The 16410-nt window shown below is 72.0% G+C and carries 13 protein-coding genes; 8 read left to right on the top strand and 5 right to left on the bottom strand.

Annotated features, from left to right (window positions below; all coding sequences use genetic code 11):
• Positions 1 to 59: 59 nt before the first annotated feature.
• Together ACFW22_RS02170 and ACFW22_RS02175 are read right to left on the bottom strand one after the other, a co-directional pair.
• Positions 60 to 1094, bottom strand: coding sequence for a LacI family DNA-binding transcriptional regulator (locus ACFW22_RS02170; RefSeq protein ID WP_386397511.1), 1035 nt, complete (start codon positions 1092 to 1094; stop codon positions 60 to 62).
• A gap of 91 nt (positions 1095 to 1185) precedes the next feature.
• A complete protein-coding gene (locus tag ACFW22_RS02175; RefSeq protein WP_386397514.1) occupies positions 1186 to 1515 on the bottom strand; it encodes a putative quinol monooxygenase in 330 nt (109 codons plus the stop codon).
• A gap of 227 nt (positions 1516 to 1742) precedes the next feature.
• On the opposite strand from ACFW22_RS02175, the gene ACFW22_RS02180 reads away from it, so the two are divergent.
• The 6 genes from ACFW22_RS02180 to ACFW22_RS02205 all read left to right on the top strand — a co-directional run bounded on the left by ACFW22_RS02180 (position 1743) and on the right by ACFW22_RS02205 (position 9257).
• Positions 1743 to 3503 (top strand): VanW family protein, encoded by a 1761-nt coding sequence (locus ACFW22_RS02180; RefSeq protein ID WP_386397516.1) that lies wholly within the window; start codon positions 1743 to 1745, stop codon positions 3501 to 3503.
• A 125-nt stretch (positions 3504 to 3628) separates the two neighbouring features.
• The gene (locus tag ACFW22_RS02185) at positions 3629 to 4660 is read left to right on the top strand and encodes a serine hydrolase domain-containing protein (protein WP_386397519.1); all 1032 of its coding nucleotides are present in this window, start codon (positions 3629 to 3631) and stop codon (positions 4658 to 4660) included.
• A 286-nt stretch (positions 4661 to 4946) separates the two neighbouring features.
• Positions 4947 to 6392 (top strand): glyceraldehyde-3-phosphate dehydrogenase, encoded by a 1446-nt coding sequence (locus ACFW22_RS02190; protein ID WP_386397522.1) that lies wholly within the window; start codon positions 4947 to 4949, stop codon positions 6390 to 6392.
• A gap of 114 nt (positions 6393 to 6506) precedes the next feature.
• On the top strand, positions 6507 to 7328 hold the full coding sequence (locus tag ACFW22_RS02195; protein WP_386397524.1) for a DUF817 domain-containing protein: 822 nt from the start codon (positions 6507 to 6509) through the stop codon (positions 7326 to 7328).
• Between the two features lie 234 nt (positions 7329 to 7562).
• Complete coding sequence (locus ACFW22_RS02200; RefSeq protein WP_015031667.1) at positions 7563 to 7766, top strand: cold-shock protein; 204 nt, start codon at positions 7563 to 7565, stop codon at positions 7764 to 7766.
• 102 nt (positions 7767 to 7868) lie between these two features.
• Positions 7869 to 9257 (top strand): DEAD/DEAH box helicase, encoded by a 1389-nt coding sequence (locus ACFW22_RS02205; RefSeq protein ID WP_386397527.1) that lies wholly within the window; start codon positions 7869 to 7871, stop codon positions 9255 to 9257.
• 49 nt (positions 9258 to 9306) lie between these two features.
• Here the strand turns inward: ACFW22_RS02205 and ACFW22_RS02210 are convergent, their stop codons facing one another.
• Positions 9307 to 10722, bottom strand: a complete 1416-nt coding sequence (locus ACFW22_RS02210) for an amidase (protein WP_386397530.1) — start codon at positions 10720 to 10722, stop codon at positions 9307 to 9309.
• Positions 10723 to 10860: 138 nt separating this feature from the next.
• A complete protein-coding gene (locus ACFW22_RS02215; protein WP_386397532.1) occupies positions 10861 to 12177 on the bottom strand; it encodes a M64 family metallopeptidase in 1317 nt (438 codons plus the stop codon).
• Between the two features lie 174 nt (positions 12178 to 12351).
• Between ACFW22_RS02215 and ACFW22_RS02220 the strand changes: the two genes are divergently transcribed.
• Positions 12352 to 13692 (top strand): helix-turn-helix domain-containing protein, encoded by a 1341-nt coding sequence (locus ACFW22_RS02220; RefSeq protein WP_386397535.1) that lies wholly within the window; start codon positions 12352 to 12354, stop codon positions 13690 to 13692.
• Positions 13693 to 13836: 144 nt separating this feature from the next.
• On the opposite strand, the gene ACFW22_RS02225 is transcribed toward ACFW22_RS02220, so the two are convergent.
• Complete coding sequence (locus tag ACFW22_RS02225; RefSeq protein WP_386397538.1) at positions 13837 to 14517, bottom strand: ATP-binding protein; 681 nt, start codon at positions 14515 to 14517, stop codon at positions 13837 to 13839.
• Between the two features lie 382 nt (positions 14518 to 14899).
• Between ACFW22_RS02225 and ACFW22_RS02230 the strand changes: the two genes are divergently transcribed.
• The coding region (locus tag ACFW22_RS02230; RefSeq protein ID WP_386397540.1) for an FG-GAP-like repeat-containing protein at positions 14900 to 16410 on the top strand (1511 nt) is incomplete at its 3' end.

The following is a 16410-nucleotide window of genomic DNA, read 5'->3' on the forward strand; positions in this document are numbered from 1 at the left end:
CGGGACGCTTGCATCTCGGCCGTGGTCGGGCCGGCGCGGCCGGTCGGGACGCGGGGTGCTCAGGAGGAGGCGCGGACCACGAGTTCGGTGGGCAGCACCCGATGGGGCTGCTCGTCGGCGTCGCCGGGTTCGGCGAGCTCCTGGAGGAGCATGCGCGCCATGGTGCGCCCCATCTCCTCGATGGGCTGACGCACGCTCGTCAGCGGCGGGTCCATGTGACGGGCGACCACCGAATCGTCGACGCCGACGAGGGCCACGTCCTCGGGAACCCGGCGGCCGGCTTCGCGCAGGACGCTCCGCGCGCCGGCCGCCATCACGTCGGAGGCGACGAAGACGGCGTCCAGGTCGGGCCTGCGGTCCAGGAGTTCGCGCATGGCGCGCCGACCGCCCTCCTCGGTGAAGTCGCCGTGGGCCACGAGCGTCGGGTCCGGTGCGCGCCCGGCCCCGGTGAGGCCCTCGCGGTAGCCGTCCAGACGGCACCGCGCCACGTACATGTCGAGCGGTCCGGTGATGGTGGCGATCGTGCGGCGGCCGCGGTCCGCGAGGTGCGCGACGGCGGCCCGACCGGCTCCGGTGTTGTCGGAGTCGACGAAGGCGACGCGTTCGGCCTCGGTGCGACGGCCGTTGAGCACGGCGGGCAGGCCGAGGGCGCGGACCTGGTCGGGGAGGGGGTCGTCACCGTGCACGGAAACGAGGAGGACGCCGTCGACGCGCTGCGCGGCGAGGTACTGCTCGAAGCGCTGCCGCTCCTGCTCGCTGCGGACGAGGGTCAACAGGAGTTGCTTGTCGGCGACGGCGAGTTCGGTGCTGACCCCGCGGATGATGTCGAGGAAGTAGGGCTCGGCGAAGAGGCGGGTTTCGGTCTCGGGGATCACCAGCGCGACGGCGTCGGTACGGCTGCCGGCGAGGGCGCGTGCGGCCCGGTTGGGGACGTAGCCCAGTTCGGCGACGGCCCGTTCGACGGCGGCCCTCGCCCGTTCGCTGACCTTCGGGGAGCCGTTGATGACGCGGGACACCGTGCCGCGGCCGACGCCGGCCCGGGCCGCGACCTCCTCCAGCGTGGGTCTGCCGGTCTGCCGCCCGCTCGCCGCCATGTGCCGCCCTCCCCCGGGGCGCCGCCCCGCACTCGTTCCACGGGAACCTATCAGGCGGGGCGGTGCGCATCGGGGCCCCGGCGGGGGCCGTTCAGTTGTCGGTCGGGGCCAACTCGGCCATGGCTCCCCAGCCCTGCTGCGGAACCTCGACGTTGATGATCTCGGGGGTGGTGGAGATGGCTCCGGCCATCGCCGCGAGCCCGGCCGTGAAGTGGGCGGAAGCGACGTGGGCGGCACCCGCGTCGGCGTCGGCGAAGGCTTCCAGGAGGACGAAGACGTGCGGGTCGTCCACGCTGCGGGACCAGTCGAAAAAGAGGTTGCCGGGTTCCGCACGGGTGGCGCGGGTGAAGTCGTCGACCAGGTCGAGCCAGCGGTCGGCGTGGTCGGGGCGGACGGTGAAGCGGACGGCGATGAAGATCATGGGCCCATCCTGTGGCGGTCGGGGCGGAGGGGCGAGCGGGGCGGCCCGCCTTCGCACCCGGCTCCCTTTCCCGGCACAGGGCAAGGCCGCTGCCGCACCTCGTCACGCTCCGTCGCATGGCGCACCCGTGACGTATCCCCGCAGGTCAAAACAGTTTTATATGCATAAAACACTCTTTCGGCGTACCGTCGAGTGGATTCCCCATCCTCGACGCCACGGGAGAGCGTGTGCCCCGCTCCAGGACCGACCATGCCCCGACGCCCCGCGAGGGGCGCCGTCCGCACCTCAGGACGGCGGCCCTCGCGACGGGCGTGGTCGCCGTCGCCGCGGGCGGCCTGTACGTGGCGGGGCTCCTCGCCACCGGCGACGACATATCCGCCGGCACCCGGGTCGACGGCGTGGACATCGGCGGCATGAGCCGCGCCGAGGCCGAGGCCGCGCTCACCGAAGCGGCCCCGGCGTCGTGGAAGGCACCGATACCGGTGCGGGTCGGCGACCACGACACCACCGTGGACCCGGCGTCCGCCGGCCTGACGGTGGACGTGGCGAAGACGGTCGACCTGGCGGCCGACCCGTCCCGCGCCCCGCTCACCGTCATCGGGCGGCTCTTCTCCTCCGGGGAGCGCGAGATCAGCCCGGTGCTCGCCCGCGACGCGACGAAGACGCGGGCCGCGGTGGCCGAGCTCGCCGAGGCCAACGACCGGGCGGTCCGCGAGGGTTCCGTCGCCTTCCGGGCGGGCGAGGCCGTCGCGACCCAACCGGTGGTCGGCCGGACGTTGGACACCGGGCGGGCCGCCGAGGCGCTGAGCGCCGCCTACCCCGTCGACACGGGCGCGGGCCCGGTGTCGCTGCCGGTCAGCGTCACCGAGCCGAAGGTGCCCGCGACCGAGGTGAACCGCTTCCTCAACGCCTACGCGAAGCCCGCGGTCTCCGGCCCGGTGACGCTCACGGCAGGGGGCGAGCGACTGCGGATCTCCCCCTCGACGCTCGGGGACCACCTCACCGTGAAGAACGAGGACGGGCGCCTCACCGCTTCCCTCGACGAGCAGGCCCTGCTCCGCGATCCGGACGTGGCACGGCCGCTCTCCGCGCTGACCGGCGCACCGGTGGAGCCGTCCCTCGGAGTGCGGGACGGCAAGGTCGTGGTGGAGTCGGCGGGCCGACCCGGCCACCAGGTGACCGCGAAGGCCCTCGGCGACGCCGTGCGCCCCCTGCTCACCCGATCGGGCGACGCGGCCCGCACGGCTCCGGTGACCACCCAGGCCACCGAGCCCGCGTTGACGCCCGCCTCGCTGGCCCGCCTCGGCATCACCGAACAGATGTCGACGTTCACGGTGGACTTCCCCACCGCCCCGTACCGGACGACGAACATCGGCCGGGCGGCCGAGCTGATCAACGGTTCCCTCGTGCAGCCCGGCGCCGTCTGGAGCTTCAACCAGACCGTGGGCGAGCGCACTGCGGAGAACGGTTTCGTCGACGGCACCATGATCCTCGACGGGCAGTACCGTTCCGCGCCCGGCGGCGGCGTGTCCGCCATGGCCACCACCGTCTTCAACGCCATGTTCTTCGCCGGGGTGAAGCCCGTCGAGTACGGCGCGCACTCCTTCTACATCGAGCGGTACCCGGCCGGGCGCGAGGCGACCGTCGCCTGGGGCTCGCTCGACCTGAAGTTCCGCAACGACACCGGCAAGCCGATCTACATCAAGGCGAGCGCCACCGACTCCTCGGTGACCGTCAGCTTCCTGGGGACGAAGAAGTACGACTCCGTGGAAGCGGTCGCCGGGCCGCACACCCACATCACGCAGCCCTCCAAGCGGGAGGGCACCGGTGCGGCCTGCGTGCCGCAGCCTCCGCTCGAAGGCTTCGACATCTCGGTGGACCGGGTCTTCAAGAACGGCGGCACCGAAGTCAAGCGGGAGACCTTCAAGACGCACTACACCCCGCGCGACGAGGTGACCTGCGAGCCGACCACCGGGGAGAACGGCTAGAGCCGCGACCGACACGGACGGAAGGGTGTCTTCCGGTACGGCCGGGGCATGACTTCGGAGTGCGGCCCGTCAGCCCTGCGGCGGGTGCGCACCGAACCGCCCCGGACCCCCGTCGGAGGCAGGCCTTGGCACAGCTCAGCGACCCCTTCGAGCGGCTCCTGGACGGTGCCGCCCGCGCGGGCACGTACCCGGGCGCCGCATGGGCCGTGGGCGACGCCCGGGCCACCCTCTCCTCCGGTGCGGTCGGACCGCTCGACCCGACGCGCCCCGACGAACCGACCCGGCCCGACACCCTCTTCGACGTCGCCAGCCTCACCAAGATCCTCGCGGTCTGGGCGGTGGTCGGGACGATCGTCGACGCCGGGAAGCTCGACCTGACCGCCCCGCTCGGCTCCTACTGGCCCGAGGCCGCGGGACGGCCGCTGGCCGGCGCCACGGCGCACCACCTGCTCACCCACAGCGCGGGCCTGCCGCTCCGCGCCAACCTCCGGCACCTGTACGGCTCCGACCCCCAGGACGTCCGGGACGGCGTCCTCGCCGAGCCGCTGCGACACCGCCCCGGCGAAGCCGTCGCGTACACCGACCGGGCGGCACTGATCCTCGGCTACCTCACCGAACACCTCACCCGGGAGCCCCTGCCCCGGCTCGCCCGGGACCGGGTCTGGACACCGCTCGCGATGTCGGACACCCGCTTCGGACCGCTGCCCGTCGAGACCAGGGCGCGGTGCGCGCCCACCGAACACGACGAGGAGAGCGGCGCCCCGCTCCGGGGGACGGTGCACGACTTCTCGGCGCGGCTCCTCGGCGGCGCCTGCGGGATCGCGGGGGTCTTCACCACCGTCGACGACATCGGCCGGTTCCTGAGGCAGCTGCTCGCCCCGGTGCCCGGCACCTTCTCCGCGGACTGGACCGCGGCGTCGCTGCGCGTCCGAACCGGTCGGCTGCTCCCGCCGCGCGGACTGTTCTGGCACCCGGCACCCGGGACGGAGCCGACGGACGACGTCTGGGCGCACTTCGGCTTCACCGGCACCGGCCTCTGGGTCTCCCCCGGCCGGGGCCGCTGGGCCGTCCTGCTCACCAACCGGCTCCGCCTCACCCGTGACCCCGGCCCCCTGACCCGGGTCAGGGACGCCTTCCGGAGCCTCGCCTTCGGCTGATCCGCGGACCGCGTGCCGCGGCACCGACCCCGCAGGAGCGGGGGCGCAGGGGAAGGGAAGGGGCGGGGACCGGCCGGCACACCGGTCCGCCGCGTGCGGGGAAGCGGTCCGAGCGGATGTCCGGGCGGGTCGGAGCGGGGCCGGACGCCGCACGCCGCCCCGCGCCCGTCTCGGCGGCCTCCGGCGCCGACCCCCGGGGTGGCTTTCCCGGCGTTCGGCACCCCTTGATGGGCCAAAGCAGCCGGGGGTTACCATATGAGCGCCGCCTAGCTCGAAAGATACTCCTGTGACTGTCAATGACGACTCGTTCACCAGTTGGAAGAACCGCGAGGAGATCGCGGAATCGATGATCCCGATCATCGGGAAGCTGCACCGGGAGCAGGACGTCACCGTCCTGGTCCACAGCCGCTCCCTGGTGAACAAGTCGGTGGTCAGCATCCTCAAGACCCACCGCTTCGCCCGGCAGATCGACGGCGAGGAGCTCTCGGTCACCGAGACGCTGCCGTTCCTCCAGACGCTCACGACGCTGGACCTGGGCCCGTCGCAGATCGACATCGGCATGCTGGCCGCCGAGTACAAGAACGACGACCGCGGCCTGTCCGTGGCCGAGTTCACCGCCGAGGCCGTCGCCGGCGCCACCGGCGAGAACAAGATCGAGCGCCGCGACGGACGCGACGTCGTCCTCTACGGCTTCGGTCGGATCGGCCGCCTCGTCGCCCGTCTCCTCATCGAGAAGGCCGGCTCGGGCAACGGTCTGCGGCTGCGCGCGATCGTCGTCCGCGGCGGCGGCGAACAGGACCTCGTGAAGCGCGCCTCGCTGCTGCGCCGCGACTCCATCCACGGCCAGTTCCAGGGCACGATCACGGTCGACGAGGCGAACAGCACCATCGTCGCCAACGGCAACACCATCAAGGTGATCTACGCCAACGACCCCTCCGAGGTCGACTACACGGCGCACGGCATCGAGAACGCCATCCTCATCGACAACACCGGCAAGTGGCGGGACCGCGAGGGCCTCTCCAAGCACCTGCGCCCCGGCATCGACAAGGTCGTCCTCACCGCCCCCGGCAAGGGCGACGTGCCCAACATCGTGCACGGCGTGAACCACGACACGATCAAGCCGGACGAGAAGGTGCTCTCCTGCGCCTCCTGCACCACCAATGCGATCGTCCCGCCGCTGAAGGCCATGGACGACGAGTACGGGGTGCTGCGCGGCCACGTGGAGACGGTCCACTCGTTCACGAACGACCAGAACCTGCTGGACAACTACCACAAGGCCGACCGTCGCGGCCGTTCGGCGCCGCTCAACATGGTGATCACCGAGACGGGCGCCGCCTCGGCCGTCGCCAAGGCGCTGCCGGAGCTGAAGGCCCCGATCACCGGCAGCTCGATCCGCGTCCCCGTCCCGGACGTCTCGATCGCGATCCTGAGCCTGCGCCTGGGCCGCGAGACCACCCGCGAAGAGGTCCTGGAGTACCTCCGTGACGTCTCGCTGCACTCGCCGCTGAAGCGCCAGATCGACTTCACCACGGCCCCCGACGCCGTCTCGATGGACTTCGTCGGCTCGCGCCACGCGTCCATCGTCGACGCCGGTGCGACCAAGGTCGACGGCGACAACGCCATCCTGTACCTCTGGTACGACAACGAGTTCGGCTACTCGTGCCAGGTCATCCGGGTCGTCCAGCACGTCTCCGGCGTGGAGTACCCCACCTTCCCGGCCCCGGCGGCCTGATCCCCGGCACGCTCCACCAGCACGGCGGTGCTCCGCATCCCCCCGGGGGTGCGGAGCACCGCCGTTTTCCCGGCACCCGCGAACCGCCGACCGCGCAGCGGCGTCCCCTCCGCCATGAAGACGTTCCTCCACGGCACTCGCCAGTTGCTGCACTTCGCGGTCCTGGAGGCGCGCTGCTGCGCCTTCGCGATCGCGCTCGTCGGCGGCATCGCCGTCTCCTCCCTGCTGCCCGAGCTGCCGGTCGCCCGCTACGACCTGTTGCTCCTGTACGGCATAGGACTGACCGTCCTCGCCTGGAGGCTCGGATGGGACTCCGGCCGGGACGTCGCCGTGATCGCCGGCTGCCACGCCATCGGCCTGGTCTTCGAACTGGTCAAGGTGCACATGGGGTCGTGGAGCTACCCGGAGGACGCCCTGACGAAGTTCGGCGGCGTACCGCTGTACGGCGGGTTCCTGTACGCGGCGCTGGGCAGCTACGTGTGTCGGGCCTGGCGCCTGTTCGACCTGCGGCTCACGGGCTACCGCCCCCGGACGACGGCGGTCCTGGCGGGAGCCGTGTACGTGAACTTCTTCAGCCACCACTGGATACCGGACGCCCGATGGGTCCTCGCCGCACTGCTCGTGGTCGCGACGGCGGGCTCGTGGGTCCGGTTCCGGGTCGGCGAGAGCGACCACCGGATGCCGCTGGCCCTCTCCTTCGTCCTGATCGGCTTCTTCCTCTGGGTCGCCGAGAACGCCGCCACGTACGTCGGCGCCTGGAGCTACCCGGACCAGTTGGACGGCTGGCAACCGGTGTCCCTCGCGAAGTTCGGCGCCTGGGCACTGCTGGTGACGGTCACGTTCGTCCTGACCGTACGGAACGCCCGCGGGCGCACCGGCGGCACGGCCGACCGCACCCCACCGATCGGCACCGGCACGGCCTCCGCCGGGCGATGAGGACCCCCCGAAGTGATGAATCGGACATTCTGCCGCGGGCCCGTCGCCGTCGTGCTAGAGTTGCCGACAGTTGCAGTCGTGGTTCCCAATGAACTGACAAGTGCCTTCGACGATTCGACATCGTCAGGCACTTCATGTGTTTTCGGTGCAGTTTTCCGGACGGGGCAATCATCACGGCGACGCCGGGAGCCGCACGGTGCGGCTCCCCGGGCTACGCCCCGAAGGAGATATGACATGGCCAACGGCACCGTGAAGTGGTTCAACTCGGAAAAGGGCTTCGGCTTCATCGAGCAGGAGGGCGGCGGCCCGGACGTCTTCGCCCACTACTCCAACATCGCCACCTCTGGCTTCCGTGAGCTCCAGGAAGGCCAGAAGGTGACCTTCGACGTCACGCAGGGCCAGAAGGGCCCGCAGGCGGAGAACATCCTCCCCGCCTGAACCTGACGTCGACACGTCGGACACAGCTGGGGTCCTCGCCCGTGCGGCGAGGGCCCCAGTTCGTCGTTTCCCCCCTCCGAGCCTCCACGGACCAGGTGCCGCATGAACCGCACGCCCCGCACGGACGACACCGGCTCCGGCCCCTCGCCGGCCGCCTCCTTCACCGCCTTCGGCCTGCCGGACGCGCTGCTCGCCGAACTCACCCGCCGCGGCGTCGACGCACCCTTCCCGATCCAGGCGGCCACCCTGCCGGACGCACTCGCGGGCCGTGACGTCCTCGGGCGCGGGCGCACCGGCTCCGGCAAGACGCTCGCCTTCGGTCTGCCGCTCCTGGTCCGCACGGCCGGTCGGCGGGCGGAGGCCCGCAGGCCGCGGGCCCTGGTCCTCGTCCCCACCCGTGAGCTGGCCCAGCAGGTCACGGACGCCCTCGCGCCGTACGCCGACGCGCTGGAGGTGCGCCTGGCAACCGTGGTCGGCGGTCTGTCGATCGGCCGGCAGGCGACCGCGCTGCGGGACGGGGCCGAGGTGCTGATCGCCACGCCCGGCCGCCTCATGGACCTCGTCGAGCGCAGGGACTGCCGGCTCGACCACATCGCCACCACCGTCCTCGACGAGGCCGACCAGATGGCCGACATGGGCTTCCTCCCCCAGGTCACCGAGGTCCTCGACCGGGTCCCGCAAGGGGGCCAGCGGATGCTGTTCTCCGCCACGCTCGACCGTGACGTCGACCAGGTGGTCGAGCGCTACCTCGACGACCCGGTCGTCCACTCCGTCGACCCGTCGACCGCCGCGGTCTCCACCATGGAACACCACGTCCTGCACGTGCACGGGGCCGACAAGTTCGCCACCGCCACGGAGATCGCCGCCCGCGACGGACGGGTGATCATGTTCCTGCACACCAAGCACTCCGTGGACCGCTTCGCCAAGCACCTGCTCGGCAGCGGCGTGCGGGCCGCGGCGCTGCACGGGGGCAAGTCGCAGCCGCTGCGCACCCGGACCCTGGAGCGCTTCCGGAGCGGCGAGGTCAACGTCCTGGTCGCCACCGACGTGGCGGCTCGCGGCATCCACGTCGACGCCTTGGACCTCGTCGTCAACGTCGACCCGCCCGCCGACGGCAAGGACTACCTGCACCGCGGCGGGCGCACCGCGCGTGCCGGCGGGTCCGGCACCGTCGTCACGCTGGTCACTCCCGAGGAACGCCCGGACGTGGCCCGCCTCATGGCAGAGGCGGGCATCCGGCCCCGCGTCACCCGGGTCCGTTCCGGCGAGGCCGAACTGACCCGGATCACCGGCGCCCGCAAGCCCTCGGGCGTACCGGTCGACGGCAACGCGCCGAGCCAGGAGCGCCCCCAGCGCGGCGGCGCCGCCTTCCGGGGCATCGGCACCGTGCCCGGTCGCCCCGGACGGGCCAAGAACGAGTCCCGCCGCGCCGCCGAGGCCCGCAGGACGGCCGAGGCCCGCAGGGCCGCGAAGGTCCGGCGCGGCGGCTGACCGAACGCGCGCCGCGCCCGGTCCCCGACCGGGTCCGGTCGCCCCGGGCCTACTGGTCCTGGATGCGTCGGAAGGGGCGGTCGGCCTCCAGTGTGAAGGCGACGTCCAGGAGGGTGCGTTCGCTGCCCGGACGGCCGGAGAACATGATGCCGACGGGCAGCCCGTCGTCCGTCACCCTGGTGCTGGGCATGGAGAGGGACGGGGTGCCGACCACGTTGTCGATCGGGGTGAAGGCGACGTACGCCAGGATCCGTTCGACGAGTTCCGGATAGGGGACGGTCGGGGCGAGGTGTCCGAGCCGCGGTGCGGGGTGGGCGAGCACCGGGGTGAGGAGGAGGTCGAGGCCGCGGAACGCCGCCGCGTAGGCCTCCTTCGTCCTCCTCAGTCTGTGCAGTACGCCCGGGGTGTGCCGCCAGTTCTCCAGGTAGGTCGCGCGCAGTCCTCGGCTGAGGGCGTCCATGCGGCGCCGGTCGAAGTCGGGTCCGAGGGTGCGGCCGGTGGTTCCGAGGAGGAAGGACAGCATTCCCCAGTAGGTGAGGAAGTCGTGGGTGAAGCGGGGGTCGATGGCCATCTCGACCGGCTCGACGGCGTGGCCGAGGCGTTCGAGCGCGGCCACCGCGTCGGTGACCGCCGCCCGAGTGACGGAGTCGGCGGCGACTCCGTTGGGCGAGTCCAACAGGAACCCGATCCGCAGTCGTCGCCCCGAGGGCCCTTCGACGAGTCCCAGGGGCGGCAGCTTCGGATGGGGGCGGTAGGCCTCGGCGGCGGCGAGGAAGGCCGCGGTGTCCCGCACCGAACGGCTCACGATGCCGTCGGCGACCAGGTCCAGGGGAAGTCGTCGGCTCTGGGCGTTCGGCACGACGCGACCGCGGGTCGGCTTGAGGCCGACGAGTCCGCAGCAGGCGGCGGGGATGCGGATGGAGCCGCCGCCGTCGTTGGCGTGTGCGATCGGCACCGCTCCGGCGGCGACGAGGGCCGCGCTGCCCCCGGACGAACCGCCTGCGGAGTGCTCGGTGTTCCACGGGTTGCGGACGGGTTCGGCGTGCTCGTACTCCGTGGTCGGGCTGAAACCGAACTCGGGCAACCTGGTCTTGCCGAGCACCGTGACGCCGCTGCTCAGGAACTGACGGGTGAAGGGGGCGTGCCGGCGCGCGGGGGCGGGCGTGAAGGCCTCGCTCCCGTGTCCGGTCGGCAGCCCCCGGTGGTCGGTGTTGTCCTTGACGAAGGTCGGCACCCCGGCGAAGGCTCCCCCGGCCCCGGGAGCGGGCACGGGGGCGTCGGCGTGCACCTGGACGGCGCGGAGCCGCTCCTCCACGGCCCGGACCCGCTCCGCGGCGTCCCAAGCGGCTTCGGCGGCGCCCACCTCGCCCCGCCGGATCGCCGCGGCGAGCCCGACGGCGTCGTACTCCCCCAGGGCGTCGTCCCGGAAGGCGTGCACCCTGGTCCGTTCGTCGAAGCTCTTCACCGCGTGTCCCAGCCCCCGGCCGTGTGGATGGTCTCGCGGCCATCATTGCCTACCGATGGGTAACGGGGAAGGAGGGGGGCACGTCGAAACCCCCCGCCCCCGTGCGCCGGCAACCGATCGCCGGGTGGTTGCGGACCGTCAGCGCACGCGCCAGGAAAGCGAGTTGACGGTCTCCGCGCGGACCTCGGGATCGCGGACGGCGGACGTGGTGTCGGTGACCGTGGCCGTGACCCGCTGGCCGCTGCGGACCGCGCCGAGTTCGGCAGGGGTCACCGACAGGAGCCCGGTGGCCCGGGTGACCTGCTTCCCGTCGACGGACCAGGTCAGGCGCAGGTCGGCGAGGCCGCCCAGCGGAGCGAGCCGCACGTCCAGCACCTGGGTGGCCTTGATCCGCGTACCGCTCGGAACGGTCGAGGTCGCAGCGTCCGCATGGGCGTAGAAGCCCCCGATCATCGCCTCGCGTCCGACGAGGTTGAACTCCGTCGACGCCAGCGTCCGCATGAGGGAGGTGGCGGTCGGGCGGTAGACGCCGGTCTCGTAGTAGTCGCCGCCCTCGTACGTCGCCACCGGCGAACCGGTCGGGTCCGGTTCGCCGAGCCAGCGGTACCACTTGTGCGTGCCGAGGTCGGCGGTGACGGAGATGTTGGCGCTGGCGGACGAGCGGTACGGATAGGCGCCGTAGCCGGCGTACTGGTACTCGTCGGCCAGCAGTCCTATCGAGTGGCCTAGTTCATGGGCGCCTATGAGGTAGGACTGCGCGTTGTCGGAGGACATGGTGGCGATGCCGTGGTACGTCGCTCCGGTCGGCGGGGTGGAGAAGCTGTAGCCGGCGCCGCCGTACTTGGCGGAATTGGCGATCACGAAGACGATGTCGGAGGCGGGGGCCTGGTTGGCGTAGGCGGTGACCTTCGCGGTGTCGACGCAGAGCAGCCGCTCGGTGTCCTCGCAGAAGAAGAAGGAACTGAGCGCCGTGTTCCGCACGACGTCCGCGGTCGGGTCGCCGGAGACGCCCGACTCGGCGGAGGCGGCGTCGACCAGCCAGACGTTGAACAGGCCGCGGTAGCTCGCGTACGGCTCGATCGCGAAGACCGCGTCGAGCGTGGCCCGTGCGTCGGCGTGGAAGTCGGCCTGCTGGTCGGCGGTGTACCCGTCGCCCATGACCACCAGGTCGAGCCGTCCGGAGACCGGCCCGGTCTCCTGGAGGGCCGCGACGGGCGATGCGGCAACGGGCGTCCCGCGACGGGCGATGCGGGCGGGGACCCGCTCCGGGACCTCCTTGTGCCGGGGCTCGGCTGCAGGCCCCTCGAAGTACTCGACCTGGTGCGCCACCACCGGGTCGGGGGCGGCGGCGGGCACCGGGGCCGCCCCGACCGCGGGTGCGCCGGCGAGCAGTGCGGCGGTGGCGACAGCGGCGAAGGTGGCCCAGCGCGTGCGGGCACGTCCGTTTCTGAGCACGACGACCTCTCTCAAGCAGTGAGTTAATTGTGCTTAAGTAGCCGCTTAAGCTAGGGGGTTGGCCGCCGGAGGCACAAGGCCCCGGGAAAGGGCAGCGCGATCGAGGGGCGTGCGGACCGTCAGGAGCGGGCAGCACCACCGGCACCACGGAAGGGCACTGGCATCATGGAGCGCATGGCGAAGCGGGACGACCCCGAGACCATCGGCCGCAGGGTGCAGCGACTGCGCCGCGAACGCGGTCTGACACAGAGACAGGTGGCCGAGCCCTCCTACACGCCCGCCTACGTCTCCACCCTGGAGGCCGGCCGCGTACGCCCCTCGGACGAGGCGCTGCACCACCTCGCCGACCGACTCGGCGTCGCCTTCGAGGAACTCGCCACCGGACGGCCCGCGCACCTCGCCACCGCCCTGCGCCTCCGACTCACCGAAGCCCAACGCGCCCTGACCGACGGCGAGGCCGAGCACGCGACGGCCCTGTACACCGGACTCCTCTCCGAGGCGATGGACCACGGGCTCGTCAACGAACGCGCCGCGGCGCAGTTGGGCCTCGGCGAGTGCCGCCTCGACACCGGGGACCTGGTGGCCGCCCGCGAGCACTTCGAGCAGGCCGAGCGGACCCTGGCCGAGGCCTCACTGCCGGCGCGGGTGCCGGCGCGCCGCGGTCGGGCCGTCACCCACTACCTGGCCGGCGAACTCCGCTACGCGGTCTACCTCCTGGAGTCCACCCTCGACGAGATCAACCTGGCCGGCCTGCACGATCCGGATGCACTCCTCCTCCTGCACACCGCCCTGATCGGCCCCTACATGGACATGGGGGCCCAGGCCCGCGCGGCCCAGGCCGCCGAACTCGCGCTCGCCCTCGCACCACAGGCCGGAGACCCTGCGCTGATCGCCCGGATGCACCGCTCGGTCGCACGCACCCTGCTCGCCGAGGGACGGACGGCGGAGGCGGACGCCTCCCTCGCGAAGGCCGCCGAGATGTACCGGCAACTGAAGATCCGCACCGAACTGGCCAACTGCCGCTGGATGCGGGGCTACGTGTATGCCCAGAACGGTGAACTCGAAAGAGCGGAGCAGGAGTTGCGTGCGGCGATGACCATGCTCGATGCGCGGCGCGCCACCCTCTACAGCAGCCAGGTCTCCGTCGAGCTCGCCGATGTGCTGCACCGGCGCGGTCGCTCCGGGGAGGCCGCGGAGCTCCTTCGAGAAGTGCTCGGCGGCCTGTCTCCGGAGCGCGGGGCGGTCCACGCGGCGGCGGCACACCGACTGCTCGGCATCATCGCCGAGGACACCCGGGACACCGAGGCGGCCGAGGAGCACTACGTCCGCGCCCTGAGCCTCCTGGAACGGGCGGGCGCGGCGGGCGACCTCGCCGACCTGTGCCGCCTCCTCGGCGATCTCCTGCGCCGCGCCGGGCGGGTGGAGGCGGCGCTCGACGCGTACCGCACCGGGCTCGGACACCGCACGGCCGGTACCACCACCCTGGGCCCCGCGCCGGCGCAGCCCGTCCTGTAGACGGACGCTCGCCGCGCACCCGGGACGGCGCGGGCCCCGTCAGTGCGCCCGGCGTCCGCGGGTCCCCGCCGAACCGGCGCGGGCGAAGGGCCGGGACGGAGGCCAGCAGGGGCCCGCCACGCCGTTCTGGTCCGACACCGCCCCTCAGCCGGACGGATTTCCGCGTGCGGGACCGGTTCGACCAGCGACCCGATCGGCCCCGCCGTCACGCCGGTCCTCGATGTGGAGGGTCAGCTCGGGCCAGTGCCCGGACCATCGCGCCAGATCGTCCGAGGTGAACGCCCCCTGCGCACGCAGGCCCTCGTCCGGCAGGAAGCGGACGCAGGTTCCCGTGGTCCCGTCGGACTCGACGGGCTCCAGGTCGGTCACCGGCACGCCGTGCGCGTAGTGCTGGACCCAGGACCCGTTGAGACGGCGGTTGGTGTGGACCAGCCGCTCGCTGAGCGCCGCAACGACGGACATCCCGCGACGCGGATGTCCGTCCGGAAGCCGTTCCGCCTCCGGCAGGTCGAAGAACCGGAGGTCCTTCGTGGCCATGACCGGCTTCTTCACCACCCGACCGTGCCCGTCGACCCGGGTGTCGGTGCCCCGCCCGTCGTCCTCCACCGACGCGGAGCCGTCGGAATGCAGCGTGACCACGCACCGTCCGCCGCCCCGACCCGCCGCCTCGTCAGCGGCATAGGCGATGACTTCGAGGAGGAGGTGTCCCGGCCCGCCCGGAGCGAACCGCGTCGGCTCCTGACGGATCCCCGCGAGGTGGTCCACGTCCACGGTGCCGGCCCAGTCGTGCGTGGTGTTGACCCAGGAAGTGCTTGTTCCGTCCATCCGACGAGTATCCGCGGGGGTCCCGCAGGTGCGACCACGCCCCGCTGCTCGGCAGGGGCGTCAGGGGCGGCCCCTTGCCGTTCGACCTCGCGGGGCGGACGCGCTCGCCGGCCGACGCCCGGGAGCACGCGGGACTCCCCGGGCGTCCATGGGCACACGCCCGCCCAAAAGAATGAACCCTCGCACGGAAATCCTCTTTTCCGTTCCTCCGATTCTCGCACCACCGCTCGGGAAGCGGTGAAACGGTGGGCACCCGGACGAGGCGGCGTCCGCGACCGGACTTCAGGAAGTCCGCGGAGAAGGGCCCCCCGCAGGGGAACGGGATCGGGGACCTCCCGGCGCCTCGTCCACCCGCATCGTGACATCACCCATGGAGCATTCCTTGACCGATCTACACCGGGCGCGCCCCCGAACGATCCTGCGGCTGCGGAACATCTCGGTCGCCCTGGCCGTCGCGGCAAGCGGGATCGTGGGGGGCGCGGGTTCCGCACAGGCAGCAGACGGGGATCTGGCCTCCCCTTTTGACATCGGAAGCTCGTGGAACGTCTGCCAGGGCTACGACGGCAGCGTCTCGCACACCGGGACGTCCCGGTACGGCCTCGATCTGACCGGGTCCGGGTGCGACGATTCGGCCTCGGGCAGGAACGTCCGGGCGCCGCTCGGGGGAACCGTCTCCTCCTACGGCGCTTCGACCGGGACGCTGTGCATCAACGCCGATGACGGCCGGAGCATCGCACTCACCCACATCGACAGCGCCCTCACCGGAGGCAGGGTCGACGCGGGGCAATCGGTGGGGGCCGTCGCCGCGCCCGGCCAGCGGGGCAACATGGGCGTCTCCCACCTCCACCTCCAGATCTGGTCCTCGCCGGGCTGCTGGGCGAACGGCGACGGAGGCATGCCGTTCGACTCCGCGCACGACGCACGGATCTGCGGTGCGCCGAACCTCACGGCCGACGGGCCGGACGGCGGGAACGGCACCTGGAGCGGCACCTCGTTCACGGCAGCGGCGTGCGGCACGAGCGGCAGTGGCACGCACGTCCGCGATTTCAACGGGGACGGCAGGACGGACGTCCTGTGGTACGGGCCGGGAGCGGATCCGGACGCCATCTGGTACGGAAGGAACGACCGCAGCACCACGTTCCACAAGGCCGCCGACGTCACCGTGAACGGCAGCTACACGCCGGTGTCAGGAGACTTCGACGGAGACGGCTTCAAGGACGTGCTCTGGTACGGGCCGGGCTCCGGTCACGACAGCCTGTGGTACGGAACGTCCGTGGAAGGGGAATTCACTTCGCGCTCCATCGAGGTGAGCGGGGATTACGTTCCCGTCGCCGGCGATTTCAACGGCGACGGGAAGGACGACGTCCTGTGGTACGGCCCCGGTGCCGCTCCGGACGCCATCTGGTACGGCAAGGGCGACAGGGACCTGAACTTCAACAAGGGGTCCGACGTCGGGGTTTCGGGAACCTACGTGCCGGTGTCCGGGGACTTCGACGGGGACGGGTTCTGGGACGTGCTGTGGTACGGACCCGGTTCCGCCAACGACTCGATGTGGTACGGAACATCCACCAAGGGACACTTCCAGTCCACCTCGATCCAAGTGAACGGCACCTACACGCCCGTGGTGGGCGACTTCAACGGCAACGGAACGTTCGACGTCCTGTGGTACGGGCCGGGAGCGGACCCGGACGCCATCTGGTACGGAAGCGGTGACCGCAGCACCACGTTCTCCAAGGCCGCCGACGTCACCGTGAACGGCACCTACACCCCCGTGAACGGCGACTTCGACGGGGACGGTTTCTGGGACGTGCTGTGGTACGGACCCGGTTCCGCCAACGACTCGATGTGGTACGGAACATCCACCAAGGGACACTTCCAGTCCACCTCGATCCA

Source organism: Streptomyces sp. NPDC058872 (assembly GCF_042743065.1).
In the GTDB taxonomy this organism is placed as follows: Bacteria; Actinomycetota; Actinomycetes; order Streptomycetales; family Streptomycetaceae; genus Streptomyces.